General features: G+C 66.4%; 17 protein-coding genes. 3 read left to right on the forward strand and 14 right to left on the reverse strand.

Annotated elements, in window-relative coordinates; all coding sequences use genetic code 11:
* Positions 1 to 120: 120 nt before the first annotated feature.
* From LOC57_RS04260 to LOC57_RS04280, 5 genes are all read right to left on the reverse strand, one after another.
* Complete coding sequence (locus LOC57_RS04260) at positions 121 to 1749, reverse strand: sensor histidine kinase (protein WP_229958359.1); 1629 nt, start codon at positions 1747 to 1749, stop codon at positions 121 to 123.
* Positions 1742 to 2524, reverse strand: coding sequence for an alpha/beta fold hydrolase (locus LOC57_RS04265; protein ID WP_229958361.1), 783 nt, complete (start codon positions 2522 to 2524; stop codon positions 1742 to 1744). The genes LOC57_RS04260 and LOC57_RS04265 overlap by 8 nt, the downstream gene beginning before the upstream one ends.
* Positions 2525 to 2627: 103 nt before the next feature.
* Positions 2628 to 3617, reverse strand: a complete 990-nt coding sequence (locus LOC57_RS04270) for a hypothetical protein (protein ID WP_229958363.1) — start codon at positions 3615 to 3617, stop codon at positions 2628 to 2630.
* A gap of 150 nt (positions 3618 to 3767) precedes the next feature.
* Positions 3768 to 4316 carry a WxL domain-containing protein gene (locus LOC57_RS04275; RefSeq protein ID WP_229958365.1) on the reverse strand — a complete coding sequence of 183 codons (549 nt, stop codon included), beginning with the start codon at positions 4314 to 4316 and terminating at the stop codon, positions 3768 to 3770.
* 410 nt (positions 4317 to 4726) lie between these two features.
* The gene (locus LOC57_RS04280; protein ID WP_229958367.1) at positions 4727 to 5215 is read right to left on the reverse strand and encodes a MarR family winged helix-turn-helix transcriptional regulator; all 489 of its coding nucleotides are present in this window, start codon (positions 5213 to 5215) and stop codon (positions 4727 to 4729) included.
* A gap of 91 nt (positions 5216 to 5306) precedes the next feature.
* Here LOC57_RS04280 and LOC57_RS04285 point away from each other — a divergent pair, with 91 nt between their 5' ends.
* Positions 5307 to 7181, forward strand: coding sequence for an ABC transporter ATP-binding protein (locus LOC57_RS04285; protein ID WP_227912071.1), 1875 nt, complete (start codon positions 5307 to 5309; stop codon positions 7179 to 7181).
* Between the two features lie 81 nt (positions 7182 to 7262).
* On the opposite strand, the gene LOC57_RS04290 is transcribed toward LOC57_RS04285, so the two are convergent.
* Both LOC57_RS04290 and LOC57_RS04295 read right to left on the reverse strand, forming a co-directional pair.
* Complete coding sequence (locus tag LOC57_RS04290; protein ID WP_227925789.1) at positions 7263 to 7634, reverse strand: VOC family protein; 372 nt, start codon at positions 7632 to 7634, stop codon at positions 7263 to 7265.
* Between the two features lie 33 nt (positions 7635 to 7667).
* Positions 7668 to 8123 (reverse strand): MarR family winged helix-turn-helix transcriptional regulator, encoded by a 456-nt coding sequence (locus tag LOC57_RS04295; RefSeq protein ID WP_229958370.1) that lies wholly within the window; start codon positions 8121 to 8123, stop codon positions 7668 to 7670.
* A 92-nt stretch (positions 8124 to 8215) separates the two neighbouring features.
* Between LOC57_RS04295 and LOC57_RS04300 the strand changes: the two genes are divergently transcribed.
* Positions 8216 to 9511 (forward strand): multidrug effflux MFS transporter, encoded by a 1296-nt coding sequence (locus LOC57_RS04300; RefSeq protein ID WP_229958372.1) that lies wholly within the window; start codon positions 8216 to 8218, stop codon positions 9509 to 9511.
* Positions 9512 to 9601: 90 nt separating this feature from the next.
* Here LOC57_RS04300 and LOC57_RS04305 read toward each other — a convergent pair whose 3' ends face one another.
* The 7 genes from LOC57_RS04305 to ctaD form a co-directional block, all read right to left on the reverse strand.
* Positions 9602 to 12127: an MMPL family transporter gene (locus LOC57_RS04305; protein ID WP_229958374.1), complete on the reverse strand. Its 2526-nt coding sequence runs from the start codon at positions 12125 to 12127 to the stop codon at positions 9602 to 9604.
* A gap of 33 nt (positions 12128 to 12160) precedes the next feature.
* Positions 12161 to 12829 (reverse strand): TetR/AcrR family transcriptional regulator, encoded by a 669-nt coding sequence (locus LOC57_RS04310; protein WP_227912079.1) that lies wholly within the window; start codon positions 12827 to 12829, stop codon positions 12161 to 12163.
* A 55-nt stretch (positions 12830 to 12884) separates the two neighbouring features.
* Positions 12885 to 13862 (reverse strand): aldo/keto reductase, encoded by a 978-nt coding sequence (locus tag LOC57_RS04315; RefSeq protein ID WP_227912080.1) that lies wholly within the window; start codon positions 13860 to 13862, stop codon positions 12885 to 12887.
* A gap of 96 nt (positions 13863 to 13958) precedes the next feature.
* Positions 13959 to 14840: a Rieske 2Fe-2S domain-containing protein gene (locus tag LOC57_RS04320; RefSeq protein ID WP_227925797.1), complete on the reverse strand. Its 882-nt coding sequence runs from the start codon at positions 14838 to 14840 to the stop codon at positions 13959 to 13961.
* An 81-nt stretch (positions 14841 to 14921) separates the two neighbouring features.
* Complete coding sequence (locus tag LOC57_RS04325; RefSeq protein ID WP_331460633.1) at positions 14922 to 16307, reverse strand: FAD-binding oxidoreductase; 1386 nt, start codon at positions 16305 to 16307, stop codon at positions 14922 to 14924.
* Positions 16308 to 16349: 42 nt separating this feature from the next.
* Positions 16350 to 18167 carry an L-lactate permease gene (locus tag LOC57_RS04330; RefSeq protein ID WP_229958376.1) on the reverse strand — a complete coding sequence of 606 codons (1818 nt, stop codon included), beginning with the start codon at positions 18165 to 18167 and terminating at the stop codon, positions 16350 to 16352.
* Positions 18168 to 18396: 229 nt separating this feature from the next.
* On the reverse strand, positions 18397 to 20151 hold the full coding sequence (gene ctaD, locus LOC57_RS04335; protein WP_227912085.1) for an aa3-type cytochrome oxidase subunit I: 1755 nt from the start codon (positions 20149 to 20151) through the stop codon (positions 18397 to 18399).
* A gap of 205 nt (positions 20152 to 20356) precedes the next feature.
* Between ctaD and LOC57_RS04340 the strand changes: the two genes are divergently transcribed.
* On the forward strand, positions 20357 to 21142 hold the full coding sequence (locus tag LOC57_RS04340) for an SDR family oxidoreductase (RefSeq protein WP_227925803.1): 786 nt from the start codon (positions 20357 to 20359) through the stop codon (positions 21140 to 21142).
* The last annotated feature ends 2 nt before the right edge of the window (positions 21143 to 21144 follow it).

The raw sequence follows: 21144 nt of genomic DNA on the forward strand, positions 1-21144 counted from the left end.
GCGCCGCCCCGGTCGGTTCCGCAACCCTCGCCCCGCGGGGCCCCCACCCGTGGGGGGGCCCCCCCACTGCTGTTCCCGAAGGCGGCGCCGCCCGGGCGCGGGCCTATGCGGCGGACCGGTTTACCGGTTGAGGGCGGCAATCTCCGCGCTGACCGGAAGGTTGACCCGGTAAACGGTCCCCTCCCCGGGATTATTGACGAAGGTCAGGTCTCCTCCATGCTCTTCGATGATGCTCTTGGCTGCCGCCAATCCTGCCCCCGGAGTAACCGAAGCAAGGGCACGGCGGGAACGCGCGAACTTCGGTGCAGCCTTTTCCTGTTCGGCCTCGCCGGATCCCATGCCGGTATCGGCAATCCGAAGGCAGACAGTCTGCCCTTGCTGCCACAGATGCACATACACGGTTCCGCCCGCCGGCGAAGCCTGCACCGCACTGACCAGCAGGTTGCCCACCACCTGGGAAAGCTTCTGCGGATCAACATCCACCACAGTGGAGACCGGGACATCCGTGAGGAAATCGACTTGGCGGTTCTTTGAACGGGCTGAGGTGATACCCGCGCGGACGGCATCCGCAAGGTTCACCGGGCGGCGCTGCGGTTTGCTGGTTTCCGAAGGCACGGCCACCATGCCGGAAACCGTCGCGAAGAGGCGTTCAGAATTGCGCACCGCAACATCCAGCGCGCCGCGCAGGTGGGGTGCCAGCCTGCTGTCCTCCAGCACCAGATCTAGGTATCCCATAATCGAGGTCAGCGGCGTCCTCAGCTCGTGCGAAAGGTTGGCGGCGAATTCCTCCTGCGCGGCGACGGCACGGGCCAACCGTGTGACCTCGTGGACCGCTAAAACCGATCCGGAGAACGCACCGTTGGCTTTGATGGGGCTGGCCGAAACACTCACTGCGATTTGCTTGTCCCCGGTACCTAGCCACAGCTGCTGATCCGTAAAGGCTTTACCCGAGGAAGCCCGGAGGACGGGGCTTTCCGCCTTCGGCAGGGGCGTCACGCGGTCCGCAGCCAAGACCTGGTCCGGCTTGTGGCCAAGGGGCACCCCCGCAGCCGACGGCCAGATGGAAGACAGATAGTCGTTTGACAGCACTGCGTTCCCTTGGGCATCAACGGCCAGCAGACCCGTATCAGCAGCATTCAGCACCGTTTCCAGCAGAGCGTTTTCCGTGGTTTTCTCAGCCAGGCCCTCCTGCAGGAGCCGGTTCTTTGCCTCCAACGCCCGCTGTTTTTCCCGCAGTTCCGCCTCAACCTCTGCGCGGGCTGCTTCTGCGGCCTCCGCCTTTTCCAGGGCATCCACAAGCTCACGTTCCCTGATCCGGCGGGCAGAGGCCTTGACCACGGTGACGCGGTCTATTGTTCCGCCGTCCGGCCGGGTGGACCGTACGGCGGAAAGGAGGACGGAGAGGTATTCTCCGTCCTTGCAGAGCAGATCCGCTACCAGTTCGTTGACGCTTCCGGCCACTGCCAATTGCGGTACCACGTAGGAGGCGAACACCACCTGAACTGCTCTGGGCATTAGCTCCGCGACGTTGCCGCCGAGAAGTTTTTCCCGCCGGTGCCCGGTCCAGCCGGCAAATGTTTCGTTGACGTCGAGGATTGCTCCATCCGGTGACAGGATGAGGTAGCCGGAGGGTGCCTCATGGAAATGTGCCGCATAGTCGGGAGTTGTTTCCGCTCCCCGGGGCCCGGCATTTTTCCGCAGGCGCGCGGATTTACGCGTTGTGGCGGTTTTCCGCAGTGTCCTAGCCACCGTGGACCTCGCCCAGGTACTTCAGGATGGCCCGTGCAGTTGCGCCGGGAGAGCTGACGTGCGGCATGCTTCCACGGCCTTCCAGCAATGCAAAAGTGCTGCCTGGAAGATGATCGCGCAGGTGCTGCGTTGCCGTGCCCGGGGTCAACGGGTCCAGGGGCGTCTGCAGGATTAATGCCGGTGTGTGGACCAGGGGCAGAAGATGCCGGATGTCCGTAGTGAAGGACATCCGCAGGAAGTCCCGGACGTATTCGGGATCCAGGCGGCAAAACCGGTCGGCCAGTTCCGAGCGCACCGGGGATCCGGCAGGTGTCCCGGACATTTCCACAGCCGCAGCCGTGGCCCACAAGGGATAGTTGGCCTCCGTCGCATCCAGGACCATGTCTATGTCCTGCGGGTCCAGCCCGCCCGCATATTCGCCGTCGTTCAGGTAACCGGGCGAGGTGCAAAGCAGGACCAGCCGTCCGATCCGCGGATTGTCCACCGCAGCGGCCAGTGCCATGGTGCCGGCAATACTGTGGCCCACGATAGTAGCGTCCTGGAGATCAAGGGCGGCCAAAACCTCCTCCAGATCGCTCAGGTAGCCGGCCAATGCTGCATACTTCACTGCGTCGTAGGCGGTGGGATCGGCGCCGCCGGTGCCCACGTGGTCGAACAGGACCACTTTGTACTTGTCCGTAAACTCCGGCAGCATCCGGTCCCAGATCACCTGGTCGCACCCGAATCCCTGCACCAGCACAAGCGCGGGGCCCTCCGCGGGTCCCAAAACCTTCACGTTGTTACGGTAAAGAACCTTTTCCGTGTTCACTTTCAGCCTGCCTTCCGAAAACCTGACGTATTCCCATGTCCTGCAGTAGAGCCCGGGATCCAACCGGGGCTTACGGGCGCCGGGGGGTCCCTCCGGAACGCCTGCGTCGGTAGAGCCAAATGAACATGCCGGCAACCAGGAGAACGGCAGCCGCCACCGCGGCAGCAAGGACCGGACCGTTCCCCGGTTCGGCCGGTGGAACCGCCTCGGTGCCGTTGAACGTCAGATCCGCCTCGGCCTGGGCCGTGGCCAGCCCGCTCTTCAGGTTCAGTTGGGCGTGCCAGGAGCCGGAGGGCAACTCCGGATCCAGGGTGACCGTCACCGGCGCAGATCCTCCCGGGGGGATGGTGACCATACCGTCCAGGGAAACGGGGCCGGCCGAGAGACCGCCCGGCCCGGCGCTAAGTGTCAGGTTCCCCTGCACGTCGATTGTGCGTCCGCCGGTGTTGTTCACCTCGGCGGTGATCCGGCGGACGCCGTCCACGTTTTGTCCTGGCTGCAGGGAGCCCGCGGTGAAGGCAGCGGGCGGCCCATTGCCGGCACCTACGGAGAGGTAGACGCGGATACCAACCCTGCTGGCCGTGACCACCTGGGTATCGGGTGCAGGCGCGGACCGAACCTCCGCCCACAGGACGGCAAACTGCTCACCCTCGGGTGCGTCGCCCGGCACCGCAATCTCCACCACAGCCTGGGCACTCTCACCTGCCGCAAGGTCCACCACCGGCGTATCCGTCTCGATCCATCCGGTGAGTTCGTTCCGGTCCTCCCGCGCCAACCCGGTGAAGGAGCCGTCCCTTACCTCGGCGGCCGAGACATAAAGCGCAATGGACTGCCGTTCGGTGGAGCTGTTCTGCACCTCGACCCGGCGCTTAACAGTTGTTCCGGGCGGAAGGTTATCCACTATGTAGGACCGAGCCCTCGGATCCGCCTGGCTGGCCTCGGGAATGTCGACCAGCCGGATGCCGATTCCCCCGGCCGGGGGAGTATCTGCGGCATATGACGCCGTGGCGGGGGCGAACAGGAAAAGCGCGGCAAGTAAACCGCTATATAAGGTACGCAAAAAAAGACCCCTGGCAGGCAAAAAAATACGGCGTGAAAAAGCGAATACAGCGCTGGGAATAGCGCCGGAAAACGGCGGCCGCGGGTTAGCCGGCCAATCGCAAAAGTGGTGTCGTCCCGGAAAGCCGGGCCTCCCGGGACGACAGCCGCGCTAAAGGACCGAGTGGGTCAGAGTTGCCTTGTATGTTCCAGCCAAGGCGTCATCGGGAACCGGGACACTAAGGGTGGCATTCCATTCAGCCGTATTGTTGCCGCGGACGCCCGACGCCAGTACGGCGTCTTCCGCCCTGGTTGATTCGCTGTCGCCAGCCAGGGTGACGGGAGCCGAGACAAGCGATTCGATAGTACCCGTGTGCGTAAGGCTTTCTTCTGCGGCTGAATAGGTGGCGCCGGCGGCCGGGATCGGCTTCGCCCCGGCAACCTCAGTTTTGAAATCGCTCAAGGACACCGAAACGCTCCAGCTGCCGAGGACGGCGCGGTCATCGGCCACCGCGACGCCGGGAACAGCGAAGGTTGCGGGCGTGCCGGGCTTCAGTTCCGTGGATTCAAGGGCCTGGACAACGTTAATTCCGAGGATTCCGCCCTGAACCTCGATGGTGGCCGAGGAACCATCCTCAGCTGCCGAAGCGGGAATGGCAGAAGTGCTCAGCAGGGCAGCTGATACGCCGAGGGTAAGTAAAATACGGGTTGCTTTACGCATGGAGGTAGAGACCTTTGTGTTGATTCATAAACCACCGGTGAGATTGCCGGTGCCGGAGATGCGCCTGAGAAACGCATTTGACTCTCCGCTGGAAATGTAACAGAGCATCGGTGGATAAAAAAATTCATGCATTTGCATGAAGTGGGCACGTGCTCGCCGGGCCAATGCTCGAATATCCCGGTCTGACCGGGATGCAGGCTTTACGAAGAGGGCTTCGTTTCTCAGGCGAAGCCCTCTTCGCGCGGGGTGGTTGTGATTAACCGCACCGCAAGTCTGTAGGGGTCTCTACGTCCCACAGCCTACTGATCTTTCCACGCCATCCTCAGTGGCAGCTCGGGTTCCCCGCAAGATATGACAAATTTCACTCCGGGATGCCTCCTGTGCGGGTGCCCCCCCAGTCCGGCCGCCCGCTACCGCTGCGTCGGTACGCCGCCGGTCAGTTCCCCCAGGATCCTCGCCAGCTCGGCCCTATCCTGCGGTTCCAGCACGGAGAAGAACTCGTCGGCCTCGCGTTTGCGGTCCGCCAACACCTTCTCCCGCAGCTTTTCCCCCTCCCCGGTCAGTGTGAGCAGCGTGGCCCGCCGGTCCGCGGGGTGGGCGCTGCGTTCCACCAGCCCCTTGGCAGCAAGCTGGTCCACCACCTCGGTGGCTGAACGCGGCGCAATATGCAGCCGCTCGGCCAGCTCCTTCAACCGCAGCCCCGGCCCGCCGCCGTCCGGCCCGCCGCCGCCGGGGCCCCCCGCACTTTCCCCGGCCCGGCCCACAACATTCAGCGCCCGGAACTGGTGCGGCGTCAGCTCAAACGGGGCGAGCTGGAGCATCCACCGTTTGCGCAGCCCGCGGAATGCACCGTGCATCAGTTCTCCCAGGGCGGCCGGATCGGCGCGAGCATCAGTCATGGCACCAGTCTACCCATTTTGCGGTAACCACATAGTGAGGTAACCTCTGCAATAGCTGCCGCGTACGATCCCGGCAGCATAGGAGGACCCCATGGCTATACCCGGACTCGATACCGACCGCTCCGGCGGACCCCGCAGCCCAGCAGGAGAAGGCAGGCCCGGCGGCGGACCAGGCGGCGGCCGCGGCCCCGCAAAACTCAACCCGGCGGACCGGAAGCAACTGAACCAGCACCCCGTCTCCCTGCGCCGCATCGCCGCGCTCTTCGCCCCGCACAAGGGGACCATCGCCGTCGTGGTGCTGCTCATCAGCGCCTCCTCCATGGTGAACCTGGCCCAGCCGTTCCTGGTCCGCGGCGTGATTGACAATGCGCTGCCGCAGCAAAACATCCGCTTGCTCGCCCTCCTCACCGCCTCGATGGTGGCCGTGGCCGCCGTGACCGCAGCCATCGGCGTGGTGCAGACCTGGATGGCCACCAGCATGGGCCAACGGGTGATGCACACCCTGCGCGTGGATCTGTTCACCCACCTGCAGGCCCAGTCGCTGGGCTTTTTCACCCGCACCCGCGGCGGTGAAGTGCAGTCCCGGCTCACACACGACATCTCCGGCATGCAGTCCGTGGTCACCACCACCGCCACGGGCGTGGCCTCCAACCTCACGACGGCGGTCGCCACCGCCGTCGCCATGGTGGCTCTCTCCCCCGGGCTGAGCCTGATCTCCCTGGTGGTGCTGCCGCCGGCCATCTGGCTCTCGCGCCGGGTGGCGAAAATCCGCCGCGAAGTCACCGACGAACGCCAGCGCGAACTCGCCGCCCTGCACACGCAGGTGGAGGAAGGCCTCTCGGTCTCCGGCGTGCGGCTGGCCAAGACCCTGGGCACCATCCCGCGAGACGCAGCCCGCTTCCGCGACCGCTCGGACAAGCTCGTAGGCCTGGAGCTGCGCAGCCAGCTGGCCGGGCGCTGGCGGATGGCCACCATGCAGATTGTCTTCGCCGCCATCCCCGCAGTCATCTACCTGGCCGCCGGCTTCCCCGCCACCAGCGGCGGGATGACCATCGGCACCCTGGTGGCGTTCACCGGCCTGCAGGGCGCCATCTTCCGCCCGGTGATGGGCCTGCTGAACATCGGCGTGCAGTGGGTGACCGCCCTGGCGTTCTTCAGCCGGATCTTTGAGTACCTGGACCTGGTGCCGCAGATCCGCCCCGCAGCCAACCCGGTCCGGCTGGATCCGGCCGCAGTGCGCGGCGAGGTCCGGTTCGAGGACGTGCGCTTCGCGTACGACGACGGCGCGGACGTCCTGCGGAACATCAACATGATCCTTCCGGCCGGAACAGCCACCGCCGTCGTCGGCGCCACCGGCTCCGGCAAAAGCACGCTGGCCTCGCTGCTGCCGAGGCTGAATGACACCAGCTCAGGCACGGTTCTCATTGACGGCGTGGACGTGCGCGAAATAGCCCCCGAAGACCTGGCCCGGATTGTCGGCGTCGTCTCCCAGGAGAGCTACCTGATCCACGCCTCGGTGCGCGAGAACCTGCTGCTGGCTGATCCGGACGCCGGCGACGAGCAGCTCTGGTCCGCCCTGGCCGCTGCCCGGATGGCGGACACGGTCGGTGCCCTGCCCGAGGGCCTGGACACCATGGTGGGCGCCCGCGGGCACCGCTTCTCCGGCGGCGAGCAGCAGCGGCTGGCCATTGCCCGCACCATCCTGCGCAATCCGCCGGTGCTGGTGCTGGACGAGGCCACCTCCGCCCTGGACAACACCACCGAGGCGCAGGTGCAGGCGGCGCTGGAACACCTCTCCGCCGGGCGGACCACGCTGACCATCGCCCACCGGCTCTCCACCGTGGAAAACGCGGACCAGGTGGTGGTGCTCGACGCCGGGCGGATCGTGGAGCGCGGCACCCCGGCTGAGCTGCGGGCCGCAGACGGCGCGTTTGCCCGGCTGGCCGCGCACAGCGCCGCGCGCTAACCGGATTTGCGGCCGGTTTGCGCTTTTGCTGCCGGTTCAAACCGGCAGCAAATGCCTAAACCGGCAGCAGAAGGTGAGGAGCTAGGCCTGGCAGAGGCAGAACGGATGCCCGGCCGGATCCAGGAACACCCGGAAGCTGGTGCCGGGCTGGTGCGTATGCTTGGTGGCCCCGAGCAGGAGCACCGCCGCCTCGGCCTCATCCAGGTCATCCACATCCACGTCAATGTGCATCTGCTGCGGGATGTCCTGCTCCGGCCAGACCGGCGGAGTGTAATTCTCCACCTGCTGGAAGCAGTAGCGCTGCCCGGTGACGTCGGAAATTTCGGTCCAGTTGTCGTAGGGCTCATCCTCGTGCAGGTTCACCTTCCAGTCGAGGAGGGCGCCGTAGAAGGTGGCAAGGGCAACTGCGTCGGGGCAGTCAAGGACAGTGGTGGGATAGCGAGCGATAGCCATGGCGTGAAGCCTAGATGCCGGTGGCGTACCCGGCTACCCCTTGGCCTGAAGCAACCGGTTCAACGCGCCCAGCGATTCCGAGGCAGCCTCCAGCGCTGCCTTCTGTTTGCCGTCCAGCTGCTCGAGGGCTGCACGGACGGGCCCGGACCAGGCCGCGGCGATGGCTTCATTCTGTGCGCGGGCCTCCTCGGTGGGCACCAAGTGGCTGACACGCCGGTCGGTCGGGCTGCTGGACCGGGTGAGCAGACCCCGCTCGGTCAGGGTACGCACTGCGGCGCTGGCGTTGCTTTGCTTCAGCCCCATGAGCCGCGCCACTTCCGTGACCGTGAGACCCGGTGCGTCCAGCACATGCTTCAGCAGGGCCAGTTCGGTGGCCGGCAGCGGATCAATTCCGGTGATCTCCGGCGCCCTGCGGTGGATGTTCCATGCAAGGTCCCGGAGCAGGTCGGCCACGGAGCGCTGCGCCTCGGGCACGCCGTCGATACTCATGCTGACCATCCTAGCGCATATACTTACATATATATGTTGACATATGTTATGCTCGTTCGGCATTCTGACGGTTTAGAAAGAAAGACCCCTCCATGACGAGCTCTCCGCTCCCCGCTCCACCCGCCAAGCGCTCCAACGGCGCACTGCTGACGGGAATCCTCGCCCTGCTGACCGCAGTGGCGCCGCTGTCCATCGACATGTACCTGCCGGCCTTCCCTCACATGGCACAGGATCTGGACACCACGGCCACCGGCATCCAGCTCACCATGACGGCCTTCCTGGTGGGCCTGGCCCTGGGCCAGCTGCTCATCGGCCCGCTCTCGGACGGTGTCGGCCGCCGCAAGCCCCTGCTGATCGGTTCCTTCGTTGCCCTGCTGGCCACAGTGGTCTGTGCCCTGGCACCGAACGTGGAAATCCTCACAGCGGCCCGCTTCCTGCAGGGCCTGGGCGGTGCGGCCGGTATTGTGCTGGCCCGTGCCATTGTCTCCGACACTTCCCGCGGCCCGGCCGCCGCGAAACTGCTGGGCGTGCTGACCATGATCAGCGTCATCGCACCTGTGGTGGGCCCGCTGGCGGGCGGCGCCATCCTGTCCGCCGGCAGCTGGCGGACCGTGTTCTGGGTCCTGTCCATCCTCGTGCTGCTGATGTTCCTGGGTGCACTGTTCGGTGTTCGGGAAACGCTGGATGACGCCGATCGGAACCGCGGCGGCCTCAAGACCACCTTCAAGGTGGCCGGCATCGTGCTGCGCAACCGCAACTACACCGGCTACCTGCTGACCTTCTGCTTCTCCTTCGCCGGGCTCTTCGCCTACATTGCCGCATCACCGTTCGTGGTGCAGAACATCCTCGGCCTGTCCGAAACCCGGTTCTCGCTGATCTTCGCCATGAACGCCGTAGCCATCACCATCGTTAGCGCCGTGGCCGCCGCGCTGGCCGGCAAGGCGCCCTACCGCACCATGATCAGCATCGGCCTGGCTGTGGGACTCCTGGCCGCCGCCGGAATGCTCATCACCGTTGCCAATGGCACACCCATGGTTCCCACCCTGGTGCTGTTCGCCGTGTTCCAGGGCTCAATGGGCATGGTCTTCGGTAACGCCACCGTGCTGGCGCTGGAGGAGGCAGGGCACCACGCCGGCACCGGTTCGGCCTTCCTTGGCTCCCTGCAGTTCCTGCTCGCCGCCCTTGCCTCCCCGCTGGTGGGCCTATGGGGTGAGGAAACCGGCGTGCCGATGGGTGCGGCCATGTTCGGCTTCCTGGTCCTGGCCGCGGCGTCCTACCTGCTGCTGACCCGCAAGGCTCCGAACGCAGTTCCGGACACGGCCCCGGACACGGCGGCGGACACGGCACCAGCCAGTGCTGCCGGGACGGACACGCACACCGCGGTCTAGCCCAGCGGGCAGCACTCCAACACAAACGGCAGGCGCCGCTCCCCCTTTTTTGGGGAAGCGGCACCTGCCGTTTTGGCTATCCGTAGAAGGCTAGCTGCGCGCGTGCGCCTCGACGTTGTCCGACGCCGGCTGGTCCTCCGCGTGCGGATGGCGGCGTTCCAGGGACGCGCCCTCGACGTCGACGTCCGGCAGGATCTTGTCCAGCCACTTCGGCAGCCACCAGGCCTTGTCTCCGGCCAGGTGCATCAGGGCCGGAATCAGCAGCATCCGCACCACGAAGGCGTCCACCAGGACACCGAAGGCCAGGGCGAAGCCGATGGGCCGGATCATGGTGCTGTGCGAGAAGATGAAGCCGCCGAACACGGACACCATGATGATGGCCGCAGCCGTCACCACCGAGCGTCCGTTGCGGAAGCCCTGCATCACGGCCACCCGGGCCGGCGAGCCGTGGACGTAGGCCTCGCGCATGCCGGTGCCCAGGAACAGCATGTAGTCCATGGCCAGGCCGAACAGGATGCCCACCAGGATGGTCGGCAGGAAGTTCAGTACCGGGCCCGGGGTTTCCACGCCGAAGACGCCGGCGAGCCAGCCCCACTGGTAGATGGCCACCACGCCGCCGATCGCGGCGAAGTAGGACAGGATGAAGCCCAGCGTCGCGATGACCGGAACGAAGATGGACCGGAAGACCAGGATCAGGATCAGCAGGGACAGGCCCACCACTACGCCCAGGTAGATCGGCAGGGCCTGGGACAGCTTCTCGGAGATGTCGATGTTGCCGCTGGCAGTGCCGGCCACACCCAGCTCCACGTCCCCGTTTTCGGTCTCCAGCGGGGACAGGTCCCGCAGGGTGTGCACCAGTTCCTCGGTGGATTCGCTGGTGGGGCCTTCGGCGGGAATCACCTGGAAGGCAGTGACGGTGCGGTCCTCGGAAGAGCCGACGGGGGCCACGGCCACTACGTCATCCTGGTCGAAGAGCTTCTGCGCAATCTCGGCCTGCGCCGCCGCGGATTCTTCCTCGGTGGGGTTGCCGGGAAGGTCCGCAACCACCAGCAGTGAACCGTTCTGGCCCTCGCCGAACTTCTGCGAGACCGTTTCGTAGGCCCGGTACTGGCTGGAGTCGTGGGCCTCGGAGGAACCGTCGGGCAGGTTGGTGCGCAGGTCCAGCGACGGAATGGCGATGACCAGCAGCCCCGCGATGGACAGCACCACGGTGAGTACCGCACGCAGCGTGGACATCTGCTTCACCGGGATGCTTTCCGGCTTGCCGGCCGAAGCGGAGGCACCGTGGTCCTTCTCCGCCGCGGCCCGCTCCTTGCGGCTGAGGATCTTCCGGCCGGCCAGCTTGAGCAGTGCCGGAGTAAGCGTGGTGGCCACCAGCACGGCAATGGCCACGCAGGCCGCGCCCACGGTGCCCATCAGGCCCAGGAAGGGGATGCCGGTGATGTTCAGGGCCAGCAGGGCGATGAACACGGTGGTTCCGGCGAACACCACGGCGTTGCCGGAGGTGCCGTTGGCCAGGGCGATGGATTCCTCCAGCGCATAACCGGCCTTCAACTGGCGGCGGTGCCGGTTGACGATGAACAGGGCATAGTCGATGCCCACGGCCAGGCCGAGCATAACGCCCAGGATGGGGGTCACGGACGCCATTTCGACGACGCCGGAGAAAGCCAGCGCACCGGCGGCGCCAACGCCCACGCCGATCAGCGCGGTCACCAGCGGCAGGCCGGCACCGATGAAGGTGCCCAGCATAACCACCAGCACAACCGCGGCGACCACCAGGCCAACCACCTCGCCCACACCCAGGATGCTGGGCACACCGGCGGAAACCTCGGATGAGAAGTCCACCTGCACGCCGTCGACGGGCTCATCTTCGAAGGCCGCTACGATAGCGTCCTTGGTTTCCTGCTCGACCTCCATCTGGGTCTCGCTGAAGACAACGTTGACCACTGCCGCGCTGCCGTCCTCGGACACAGTGCGGATTTCGGCGGCCGCGTCCAACAGGGCAGCACCCTGTTCGGCCTGGGCGGCACCGGCTTCCAGTTCTGCGCTCTTGGCATCAAGCTCGGCGCGGCTGGCGTCCAGCGTGGCCTGCTGAGCGTCCAGCTGCGCCAGCATTTCGGCGGGGGCACCGGCTGCTTCGGCCTGCTGCCGGGCGGCGTCGAGCTGGGCCTGGCCGTCCTCGAGCTGGGCCCGCCCCTGCTCGATCTGGGTGCGGCCGGCGTCGACCTGTGCCTGGCCGGACTGCAGCTGCTGGGCCTGGGCGGCGCGGTCCGCTTCGGTGCTGAACGGGTCCACGACGGTTTCCACGCCGTCAATGTCCGCAGCCTCGGTGATCAGTGCCGAGATGTCCTGCTTCTGGGCATCCGTGAAGGCCGAGCCGTCCTCGGTGCTGACCACCACGGAGCCGGAGCCGCCGGAAGCCTGCGGGAGTTTCTCCTGCAGGTGGTTGGTGACCTGCGTGGTGGGGGTGTCCGGGATGGAGAAGCCGGTGGCAAGCGTGCCGCCGAAGAGCATAAAAGCTCCTCCGGCAACCACAAGCACTCCGATCCATGCCGCAAGCACGGTTTTCGCGCGGCGGGCGGCCGCGGCTCCGAGGCGGTAGAGGAATTCAGCCATTTGAGGGTCTGTCCTTTTATGGTGGGTTGGGAACTACGGGTGGAGTGATTTGGGGGAGGCCGGGTCCCGGACATAGCCGGAGCGCACCTTTTCAAGCAGCGCGTCCAGCAGTTCTGCCCAGACGCGGCGGGATTCGGGGGTATCCACGGCTCCGGTGGCGCAGTGCCAGTGGTGGTACAGCACGCCCAGACCGCTGGTGAGGGCACCGACCAGCAGGTCCACGCCCAGCTTGTTGGCTTCCGGATACCGGCCGAGCATAGCCGCGGAGAGCCGTTCGCTCAGTTCGGTGAACGCCCGCAAGGCAATCGGGTGTGCCTGCGTCTGGGCCGGAGCAGGAATGGGCCCGTCTCCCAGCAGCCGGGTCAGATACGCCATGGGCGCCACCAGGTCCGCTGCTCGGAACGCCTCGGCAATTTCGTCGAACATGGCCGGGCGTCCGACGTCGGAGGCCGGGACGGCGATCAGGCTCTCCACTGCGGAACTGAGGACGTCACTGCACACTTCCGACACAATGTCGCGGACTGAGGAGAAGTGGTTGAACACTGTGCGGCGCGAAACATCGGCGGCCTGGGCCAGCTCGTCCACGGTGAAATCGGTGCTCTGCCGCTCATGCATCAGCGCCGCCGCGGCTGCCACAATGGCCTGCCGGTGGCGGTCTTTTAGCGCCTTGCGGCGGTCTTCCGACGGAACACTGTTCAGCACGCTTACTACACTACGTGCACGTTTGCACTCGGTGCAAACGGTTCCGGCCGTCCCGCTAGTACCGGCTGCCCTCCGGCTGCGGGGCGTTGTCCAGCATCGCCAGGTCCTCGTCGCTGAGCACCAAATCCCCGGCCGCGACGTTGTCGCGCAGGTATTTGGGTGTTTTGGTCCCCGGGATGGGGATGACCCGCTGTCCCTGGGCCACCACCCACGCCAGCGCCACCTGGGCCGGCGTCGCGCCCACCCGTTCAGCGACGTCGCGCACCCGCTGCACAATGGCCAGGTTCGCCATCAGGTTCTCCTGCTGGAAGCGCGGAAGACGGCGGCGCATGTCATCCGGCGGGAGCTGGTCAAAGGAGGTGAACCGCCCGGTGAGGAACCCGCGGCCCAGCGGGGAAAACGGCAGGAACGCGAGCCCGTTCTCCACGCAGTAGGGCACGACGTCGGCCAGCCTGTCCCGGGTCCACAGCGACAGTTCGGACTGCACCGCGGTGACCGGATGCACCGACTGCGCCCGCTTAATCTCCTCCACGCTGGCCTCCGAAATGCCGATGGCGCGGGCTTTGCCGTCCCGGACCGTCTGCGCCATGGCACCCCAGGAATCTTCCAGCGGCACCTCCGGATCCACCCGGTGCAGGATGTACAGGTCCACGTGGTCCGTACCCAGCCGGCGGAGGCTGGCGTCGATGGACTGGCGGATATGGTCGGGGCTGCCGTTCTTCACCAACCCGGGCATGGTCCCCGCCGCCGGGGCCGCGTTGCTGACCTCCAGGCCAACCTTGGTGGAAAGCACGGCCCGCTCCCGGTAGCCGTCCTTCAGGGCCCGGCCCACCAGTTCCTCGTTCGTGTAGGGACCGTACACATCCGCCGTATCGATCAAGGTGGCGCCGAGTTCAATGGCGCCGCGGATCACCGAAATGGAGGTTTCCTCCTCCCGTTTGGCTTCCATGTCATAGGCGTAGCTCATGCCCATGCAGCCCAGGCCGATCACGCCGACCTCGGGTCCGTTGGTTCCCAGTGTGGTGGTACGCATTAGCGGGTTCCTCCCTGCGGTGCCTGCCTTACGGACCCGGGCGGGGCCGTAACCCTAGGCTAGGAGTGTCGCGGCCCGCGCGGGAGGGGCAGGCGCTTATCCGTTCAGATTCACTTCCAGCAGCCCGTCACGGACGCGGGTGGCAAAGCAGGGCTGCGGCGCCGTGGCCGGCCCGTGCACCACTTCGCCGCTCTGCACGGCGAAGGTGCTGCCGTGCCAGGGGCAGATGATGCACAGCTGGCCCTTCTCCTGGCGCAGTTCCCCCTCATGCAGCGGTCCGCCGAGGTGGCTGCAGGTGTCGGCCAACACGGAAATGGAACCGTCGGCGGCGCCGTCGGTCCGCTTCAGCACCATCAGGTCCACCTCCCCCAGCCTTGCCCGCTGCGGTGTGCCGGAGGCAAAGGAGTCCACCGGGCCCAGGGAATGCCATCCGGGCGATACCTCTTCGGGCAGGTCATCGTTGCGGTTCACCCCGGCACCCTGCCGGTAGGACAGGTGCCCACCGAGGAACCCACCGATCATCGTGCTCGTCAGGCCGGCAAAACCCAGGGCCCGGCCCAGTCCCTGGCTACCGCGGAACCGGGCCAGCCAGGAACCTGAATAGAGTCCGAGGGCCAGGATGTTGGAGAGCTGGTGCACCACCCCGGTGCGCTGCTGCTCAGTATCCAACTCGGCGAAGTCCGCGGCTCCGGCGAGCGCAGTGGGAGCGGCGGACAACACGCCCACTCCTATCAGTGTCCGGGCGGCCCGCTCGTTGCCGGGCAGCACATCCAGCACAGCGGCGGACACCCAGGCGCCCAACGGCACTACGATCATCAGCGGGTGCAGCGGGTGGCCCAGCGGGACGCCGTGCAGCACGTCCTTCACCCCTGTGGGCAGCACGGTCCGCACGGAGCGGGCCACCCAGGAGGCGGCGGGATCCAGCCAGCCGGCGTTTTCCAGTTTGTCGGCAACGGTGACCAGTGGCAGGCGGCGCATGGCTTCTCCTAGCGGGGCGGGAACGGTGCCCACAGACTAGGCAGCCGGGGCCGCGGGCGCCACCGAAAACGGCGGGAACTCTCAGATGGCCTTGCCCGGGTTGAGGATGCCCAGCGGATCCAGTGCGGCGCGGAGGGTGTTCATGACCTCCAGCGAGGTTCCGCCCAGCTCGTCTTCCAGCCAGTCCCGTTTCAACAGCCCGACGCCGTGTTCCCCGGTCAAGGTACCGCCCAGCCGGTGCGCCAGGTAGAACATCTCCCCCAGCGCCGCCTTGGCCGGTCCGGCGGTGACCGATTCTTCGGGGTCCGTCACGATCATCGGGTGCAGGTTGCCGTCCGAGGCGTGCGCGATAGTGAAGATCCGCACCCCCGTGCGCGCGGAGATCTCTTCCAGCCCGCCCACCACCTCGGCCAGCTTGCCGCGGGGCACCCCAATGTCCCCGATGGACACCCGTCCCAGCTTCTCCAGCGACGGAATCGCTTCGCGCCGCGCGGTTATCAGGGCCGCGGCGTGCTCGTCATCCACCGCCTTCTCGCAGCTGCCCAGCGGCGACACAACGTCCATCACCACGTCCTGCTCCAGGAACGCGCCGTACCCGTCGGTCTGCACCAGCAGGAACGCTCCGCCCTTGGCGCGGTAGTCGGTGCCCATGGCCATGTCCACCGCCTCCAGCGTGGGCCCGTCCATCAGTTCCATCACCGAGGGCTGGATGCGGGCGGCGACGACGGCGGATGCAGCCCGCGCGGCGGCCGTGACGTCGGGGAAGAACGCGGCCACGGTGGCAGTGTGCACCGGCATCGGGCGCAACCGCAGGGTTGCTTCCACCACCACCCCGAGCGTTCCCTCCGAGCCGATCATCAGGGCATTCAGGTCATAGCCGCTGACCCCTTTTATGGTTTCACGGCCGGTCCGCAGCTCCCGTCCGTCGGCCAGGATAACGCGCAGGGCCAGCACCGATTCGCGGGTGACGCCGTACTTGGCGCAGCGCATGCCGCCGGCGTTGGTGGCAATGTTCCCGCCGATGCTGCAGATGGCCGTGCTGGCCGGATCCGGGGCGTAGAACAGCCCGTATTCGGCGGCCGCGGCGTTGAGGTCTGCGTTCAGGACTCCCGGTTCCACCACGGCCAACTGCTCTTCCGGGTCAATCCGCAGGATCCGGTTCATGCCGGAGACATCCAGCACCAGTTCACCGGCCCGGGCGGAGGATGCGGCTGCCAAACCGGTGCCGGCACCGCGGGGCACCACGGGAATCCGGTGCCGGGTGGCCAGCTGAAGGGTGGTGACGACGTCGTCGGCGGTCCGGGCGAACACCACGCCGTCCGGCAGCGACTCGGGGACATACCCGGAGCGGTCGGTGCTGACCCGCTTGCGGTCCTCTTCCAGGACGGACACGGAAGGAAATGTGCTGAGGAAACCCGGTCCGCCCAGGGCGTTGCCGGGATCCGGATCGAGGGAGTGCGTACTCACGGGATGACTCCTTTTGCTTCGGGGCGTTTGCGGTCGGGGCGCTCAGGGCACCATCCAGCCCAGGATCGAGGTGGACTGCAGCCAGATCAGCAGGGTGAGGAACGCGAGCAGGCCAAGGCTCCAGCCAATGAGCTTGCGCAGCAGCGTGGATTCGGCGCCGTTCAGGCCCACGGCGGCGGCGGCAATGGCCAGGTTCTGCAGCGAGAGCATCTTGCCCATCACGCCGGCGGAGGAGTTGGCGGCGGCCATCAGCGTGGGTGAGAGTCCGGTTTCATTCGCCGCCGCCACCTGCAGGGCACCGAAGAGGGAGTTGGAGGAGGTGTCGGAGCCCGTCAGTGCCACGCCGATCCACCCGAGCAGCGGGGACAGGATGGCGAAGAAGCCGCCGGCGGAGGCCAGTGCGACCCCCAAGGTGGTGGTCTGCCCGGACAGGTTCATTACAAAGGACAGGGCCAGGACGGCGCAGACGGTCAGGATGGTCCAGCGCAGCTGCACCAGGGTCTCGCCGTACACCCGGACCCCGCGCCGTGGCGTAATCCGGTACAGGATCATGGTGATGATGCCGGAGAAAAGCAGCAGGGTTCCGGTGGCGCGGATGTGGTCGAAGCGCAGGGTCTGGGCGGCCACGGGTTTGCCGTTGGAACCGGTGACGTCCAGGCCCGGCCAGGAGAACGTGGTGCTGCCGATGCTGGTCAGCCAGGTTTTGATGCCGGGGACCTGGGCCAGGGAGAACACGGCAATAATGACCAGGTAGGGGGCAACCGCCATCCACACGTCATGCCCGGAAGGCCGGCCGGTCCCCGCGGATGCACCGGTATCACCGCTGCCGCGCGCCCCGCCGTCTTCTTTGGGGACGCGGCCGCCGTCGCCGACGGCGGTGGCTCCCCCGGTGCCCGGGGCCCCCGTCGCTCCCGTGGCCAGAGGGTCGCTGCGGCCGGGTCCGGTGAGAGTATCCGCGCCGGCGGTTTCGGCTACGCGCTCCCCGGCCTCCTCCGCTTCCCGGGTTTCCCCGGTCATTCCGATGATTTCCACCGGTTGCCAGACCCGCAGCATCAGCAGCACGGCCACCACGGTGACCACGGCGGCCACCACATCGGTGAGTTCCACAATGAAGAAGTTGGACGCCACGAACTGGGACAGCCCGAAGGCCGCCCCGGCCACCAGGGCCACCGGCCAGGTCTGCCGCACCCCGCGTTTGCCGTCCACCAGGAAAACCAGGATCAGCGGAACCACCAGCGCTATAAAGGGTGTTTGCCGGCCGGTCATGGAGGACAGTTCCTGCAGCGGGATGCCGGTGACGCCGTTCAGGGCGATGATCGGTGCCGCCATGGCACCGAAGGCCACCGGCGCCGTATTGGCCAGCAGCGCCACGACGGCGGATTTGAGCGGCTTCATGCCGGCAGCCATCAGCATGGCCGAAGCAATGGCCACCGGAGCACCGAATCCGGCCAAGGATTCCAGCAGGGCGCCGAAGCAGAAAGCGATCAGGATGGAGAGGATGCGCAGGTCATCGGAGATCGACCGGATGGTGCGGCCCAGCACCTCGAACCAGGGCGTGGCTACGGTGAGTTTGTAGATCCACAGGGCGTTGATCAGGATCCAGAGGATGGGGAAGACGGCGTAGAACGCGCCAAGCCCGGTGGCGGAGAGGACCTGCCCCACGGGCATCCGCCAGCCGAGGATGGCTAGGAGGATGGAGAGCACCAGGCTGATCAGGGCCGCCTGGTAGGCCTTCATCCGGAACACGCCCAGCATCACGAATAACAGGAGCAGGGGCAGCGCTGCAAGGATTGCGGACAGGGCCAGGGATCCGGCGATGGGTTCGAGCGGCTGTTGGAATGCGGCTACCTGCGTCTTCACAAAAACTCCCTTGTTTTTGTTTCCACACCGTTTGCCCTCCGCCGTTTGGTGTTCCCGGGGGCTGCCCCGGGGGCATGTACGCGGTGAGGATGGGTCCGACACTAGGCCCGGGCTGTGCGCAGGGTCAACGGTTCAGGCGCATCTTAAACACAGCAGCCGCCGCGGTTCCCGTCCGTGAGGAGCGGGAGCCGCGGCGGCGTGCGGTGCGGTGCTGCGTGGAGCCGCCGACCTATTGCCGCGGATCGGGATTCTGCGGCTCTTCGCTCCCCATGTCGGCGGCACCGAAGAGTTTCTCCGCCGGGGAATTCGCGGCGCTGTTCGCGCGGGCCATCAATTCCGGATGATGCAGGTCCAGAGCCGGCCGCTCGGAGCGGATGCGGGGCAGGGAGGTGAAGTTGTGGCGCGGCGGCGGGCAGGATGTGGCCCACTCCAGCGATCCGCCGAAGCCCCACGGATCATCCACTTCCACCTTCTTGCCGTGCCGCCAGGTGATGTACACATTCCAGAAGAACGGAATCATGGACAGCGCCAGAATGCCCGCCCCGATAGTGGAGAGCTGGTTCATTCCGGTGAAATTGTCCTCCACCAAATAGTCTGCATAACGGCGCGGCATTCCGAGCACGCCCAACCAATGCTGGATCAGGAACGTGGTGTGGAAGCCGAGGAAAAGCAGCCAGAAATGCAGCTTCCCGAGCCGCTCGTTAAGCATCTTTCCGGTCCATTTTGGCCACCAGAAATAGAAGCCCGCAAACATTGCGAACACCACAGTTCCAAAGACCACGTAGTGGAAATGCGCCACCACGAAGTAGGTGTCCGACACGTGGAAGTCCAGGGGCGGGGAGGACAGGATGACGCCGGTCAGCCCGCCGAACAGGAAGGTGATCAGGAAGCCGATGCTCCACAGCATGGGCGTCTCAAACGTTACGGATCCCCGCCACATCGTGCCGATCCAGTTGAAGAACTTCACCCCCGTCGGCACCGCAATCAGCATGGTCATAAAGGCGAAGAACGGCAGCAGCACCGACCCGGTCACATACATGTGGTGCGCCCAGACGGTCATGGACAGGGCGCCGATGGCGATGGTGGCAAATACCAGCCCCTTGTACCCGAAGATGGCCTTCCGGCTGAAGACCGGCAGTATTTCGGAAATGATCCCGAAGAACGGCAGGGCAATGATGTACACCTCGGGATGGCCGAAGAACCAGAACAGGTGCTGCCAGAGGATGGACCCGCCGCGCTCCGGGTTGAAGATGTCCGCGCCGAACCGGCGGTCCGCACCGAGGGCGAACAGGGCAGCCGCCAGGGGCGGGAAGGCCATCAGCACCAGGATCGAGGTGACCAGGGTGTTCCAGGTGAAAATGGGCATCCGCCACATCGTCATCCCCGGGGCACGCAGGCAGGTGATGGTGGTGACGAAATTGACCGAGCCCAGAATGGTGCCGAAACCGGACAGCGCCAGCCCGAAGACCCAGAGGTCTCCGCCCACACCGGGGCTGAATTCAGTGCTGGACAACGGCGTATAGGCAGTCCAGCCGTAGGAGGCGGGACCTTGGGGCAGGAGGAACCCCGCCATCGCCACGGAGGACCCGAACAGGAAGAACCAGAACGCCAAGGCATTCAGCCGCGGGAACGCGACGTCCGGCGCCCCGATCTGCAGGGGCATGATCACGTTGGCGAACCCGGCGAAGAGCGGGGTGGCGAACATCAGCAGCATGGCGGTGCCGTGCATGGTGAACAGCTGGTTGTACTGTTCCCGGGTTTGCAGGATCTGCATCCCGGGTTCGAAAAGTTCCGCCCGGATGATCAGGGCCATCACACCGGCCAGCGAGAAGAAGACAAAGGACGCTATCAGGTACATGTAGCCGATGGTCTTGTGGTCCGTTGAGGTGATCCAGCTGACGACAATTCGGCCCTTGGATACCGGCACGACCCGGGGGGCAACGAACGTTCCATCCGGTTCCGCGGTGTACTTCATGGTCGACATGGAATGATCCCGATCCGCTGTTGGGGGTAGTGCGCTGCCAGGAACCACCGAGACTGTCCTTGGTATCGTAGGGCGGCAGCGCACCGCCCACCAGACCCCGCCGGGAATCGGCTGCGTCCGCCGCCAACCTCCGCGGCAGTCGAAGCGAACCGACCGGTTCGGGGAAACGGTGCGGCCGGCGGGGACGGCAAGGCAGAATCGGAGGATGGACACGAATCCCCTGCCCACGCAGCCGCACGACGCCGCCCCGCCCCGCACTGCGGTGGTCACCGGTGCCGGCTCCGGCATTGGCCGTGCCGCCGCGAGGGCCTTCCTGGCCGACGGCTTCCAGGTGGTGCTGGCGGGCCGCCGCGAAACGGAGCTGCGCGAAACCGCGGACGGATCTCCCCGGGCCCTCGTGGTACCCACCGACGTTACGGTGCCCGACGACGTCGAACGGCTTTTCGCCGCGGCCGTCGGGGCGTTCGGAAGGGTGGACGTGCTGTTCAACAACGCGGGGACCTTCGGCCCCACCGGGAGCATTGACGAACTCAGCCTTGAGGACTGGAACCGGACGCTGGCGGTCAATGTCACCGGCACCATGCTGTGCACCGCCGTTGCGGTGCGGCACATGAAGGCACAGTCCCCGCAGGGCGGCCGGATCATCAACAACGGGTCCATTTCGGCGCACACGCCCCGCCCGCTGTCGGCCGCCTATACGGCCACCAAGCACGCGGTGACCGGGCTGACCAAGTCCATTGACCTGGACGGACGCCCCTTCGGCATCACCTGCGGGCAGATTGACATCGGCAATGCCGCTACGGAACTGCTCAGCGGAATCGGCGGCGGCCAGGGCGCGCTGCAGGCCAACGGTACCCGGGCGCAGGAGCCGTGCTTCCCGGCGGAGGAAGCCGCAGCGGCCGTGCTGTTCATGGCCTCTGCCCCGGCGTCGGCGAACGTCCGCTCGCTGGTGCTGACCGCCGCCGGGATGCCGTTCGGCGGCCGCGGCTAAGT

The sequence above is a fragment of the Arthrobacter sp. zg-Y750 genome, from assembly GCF_020907365.1.
Lineage (GTDB): Bacteria > Actinomycetota > Actinomycetes > Actinomycetales > Micrococcaceae > Arthrobacter_B.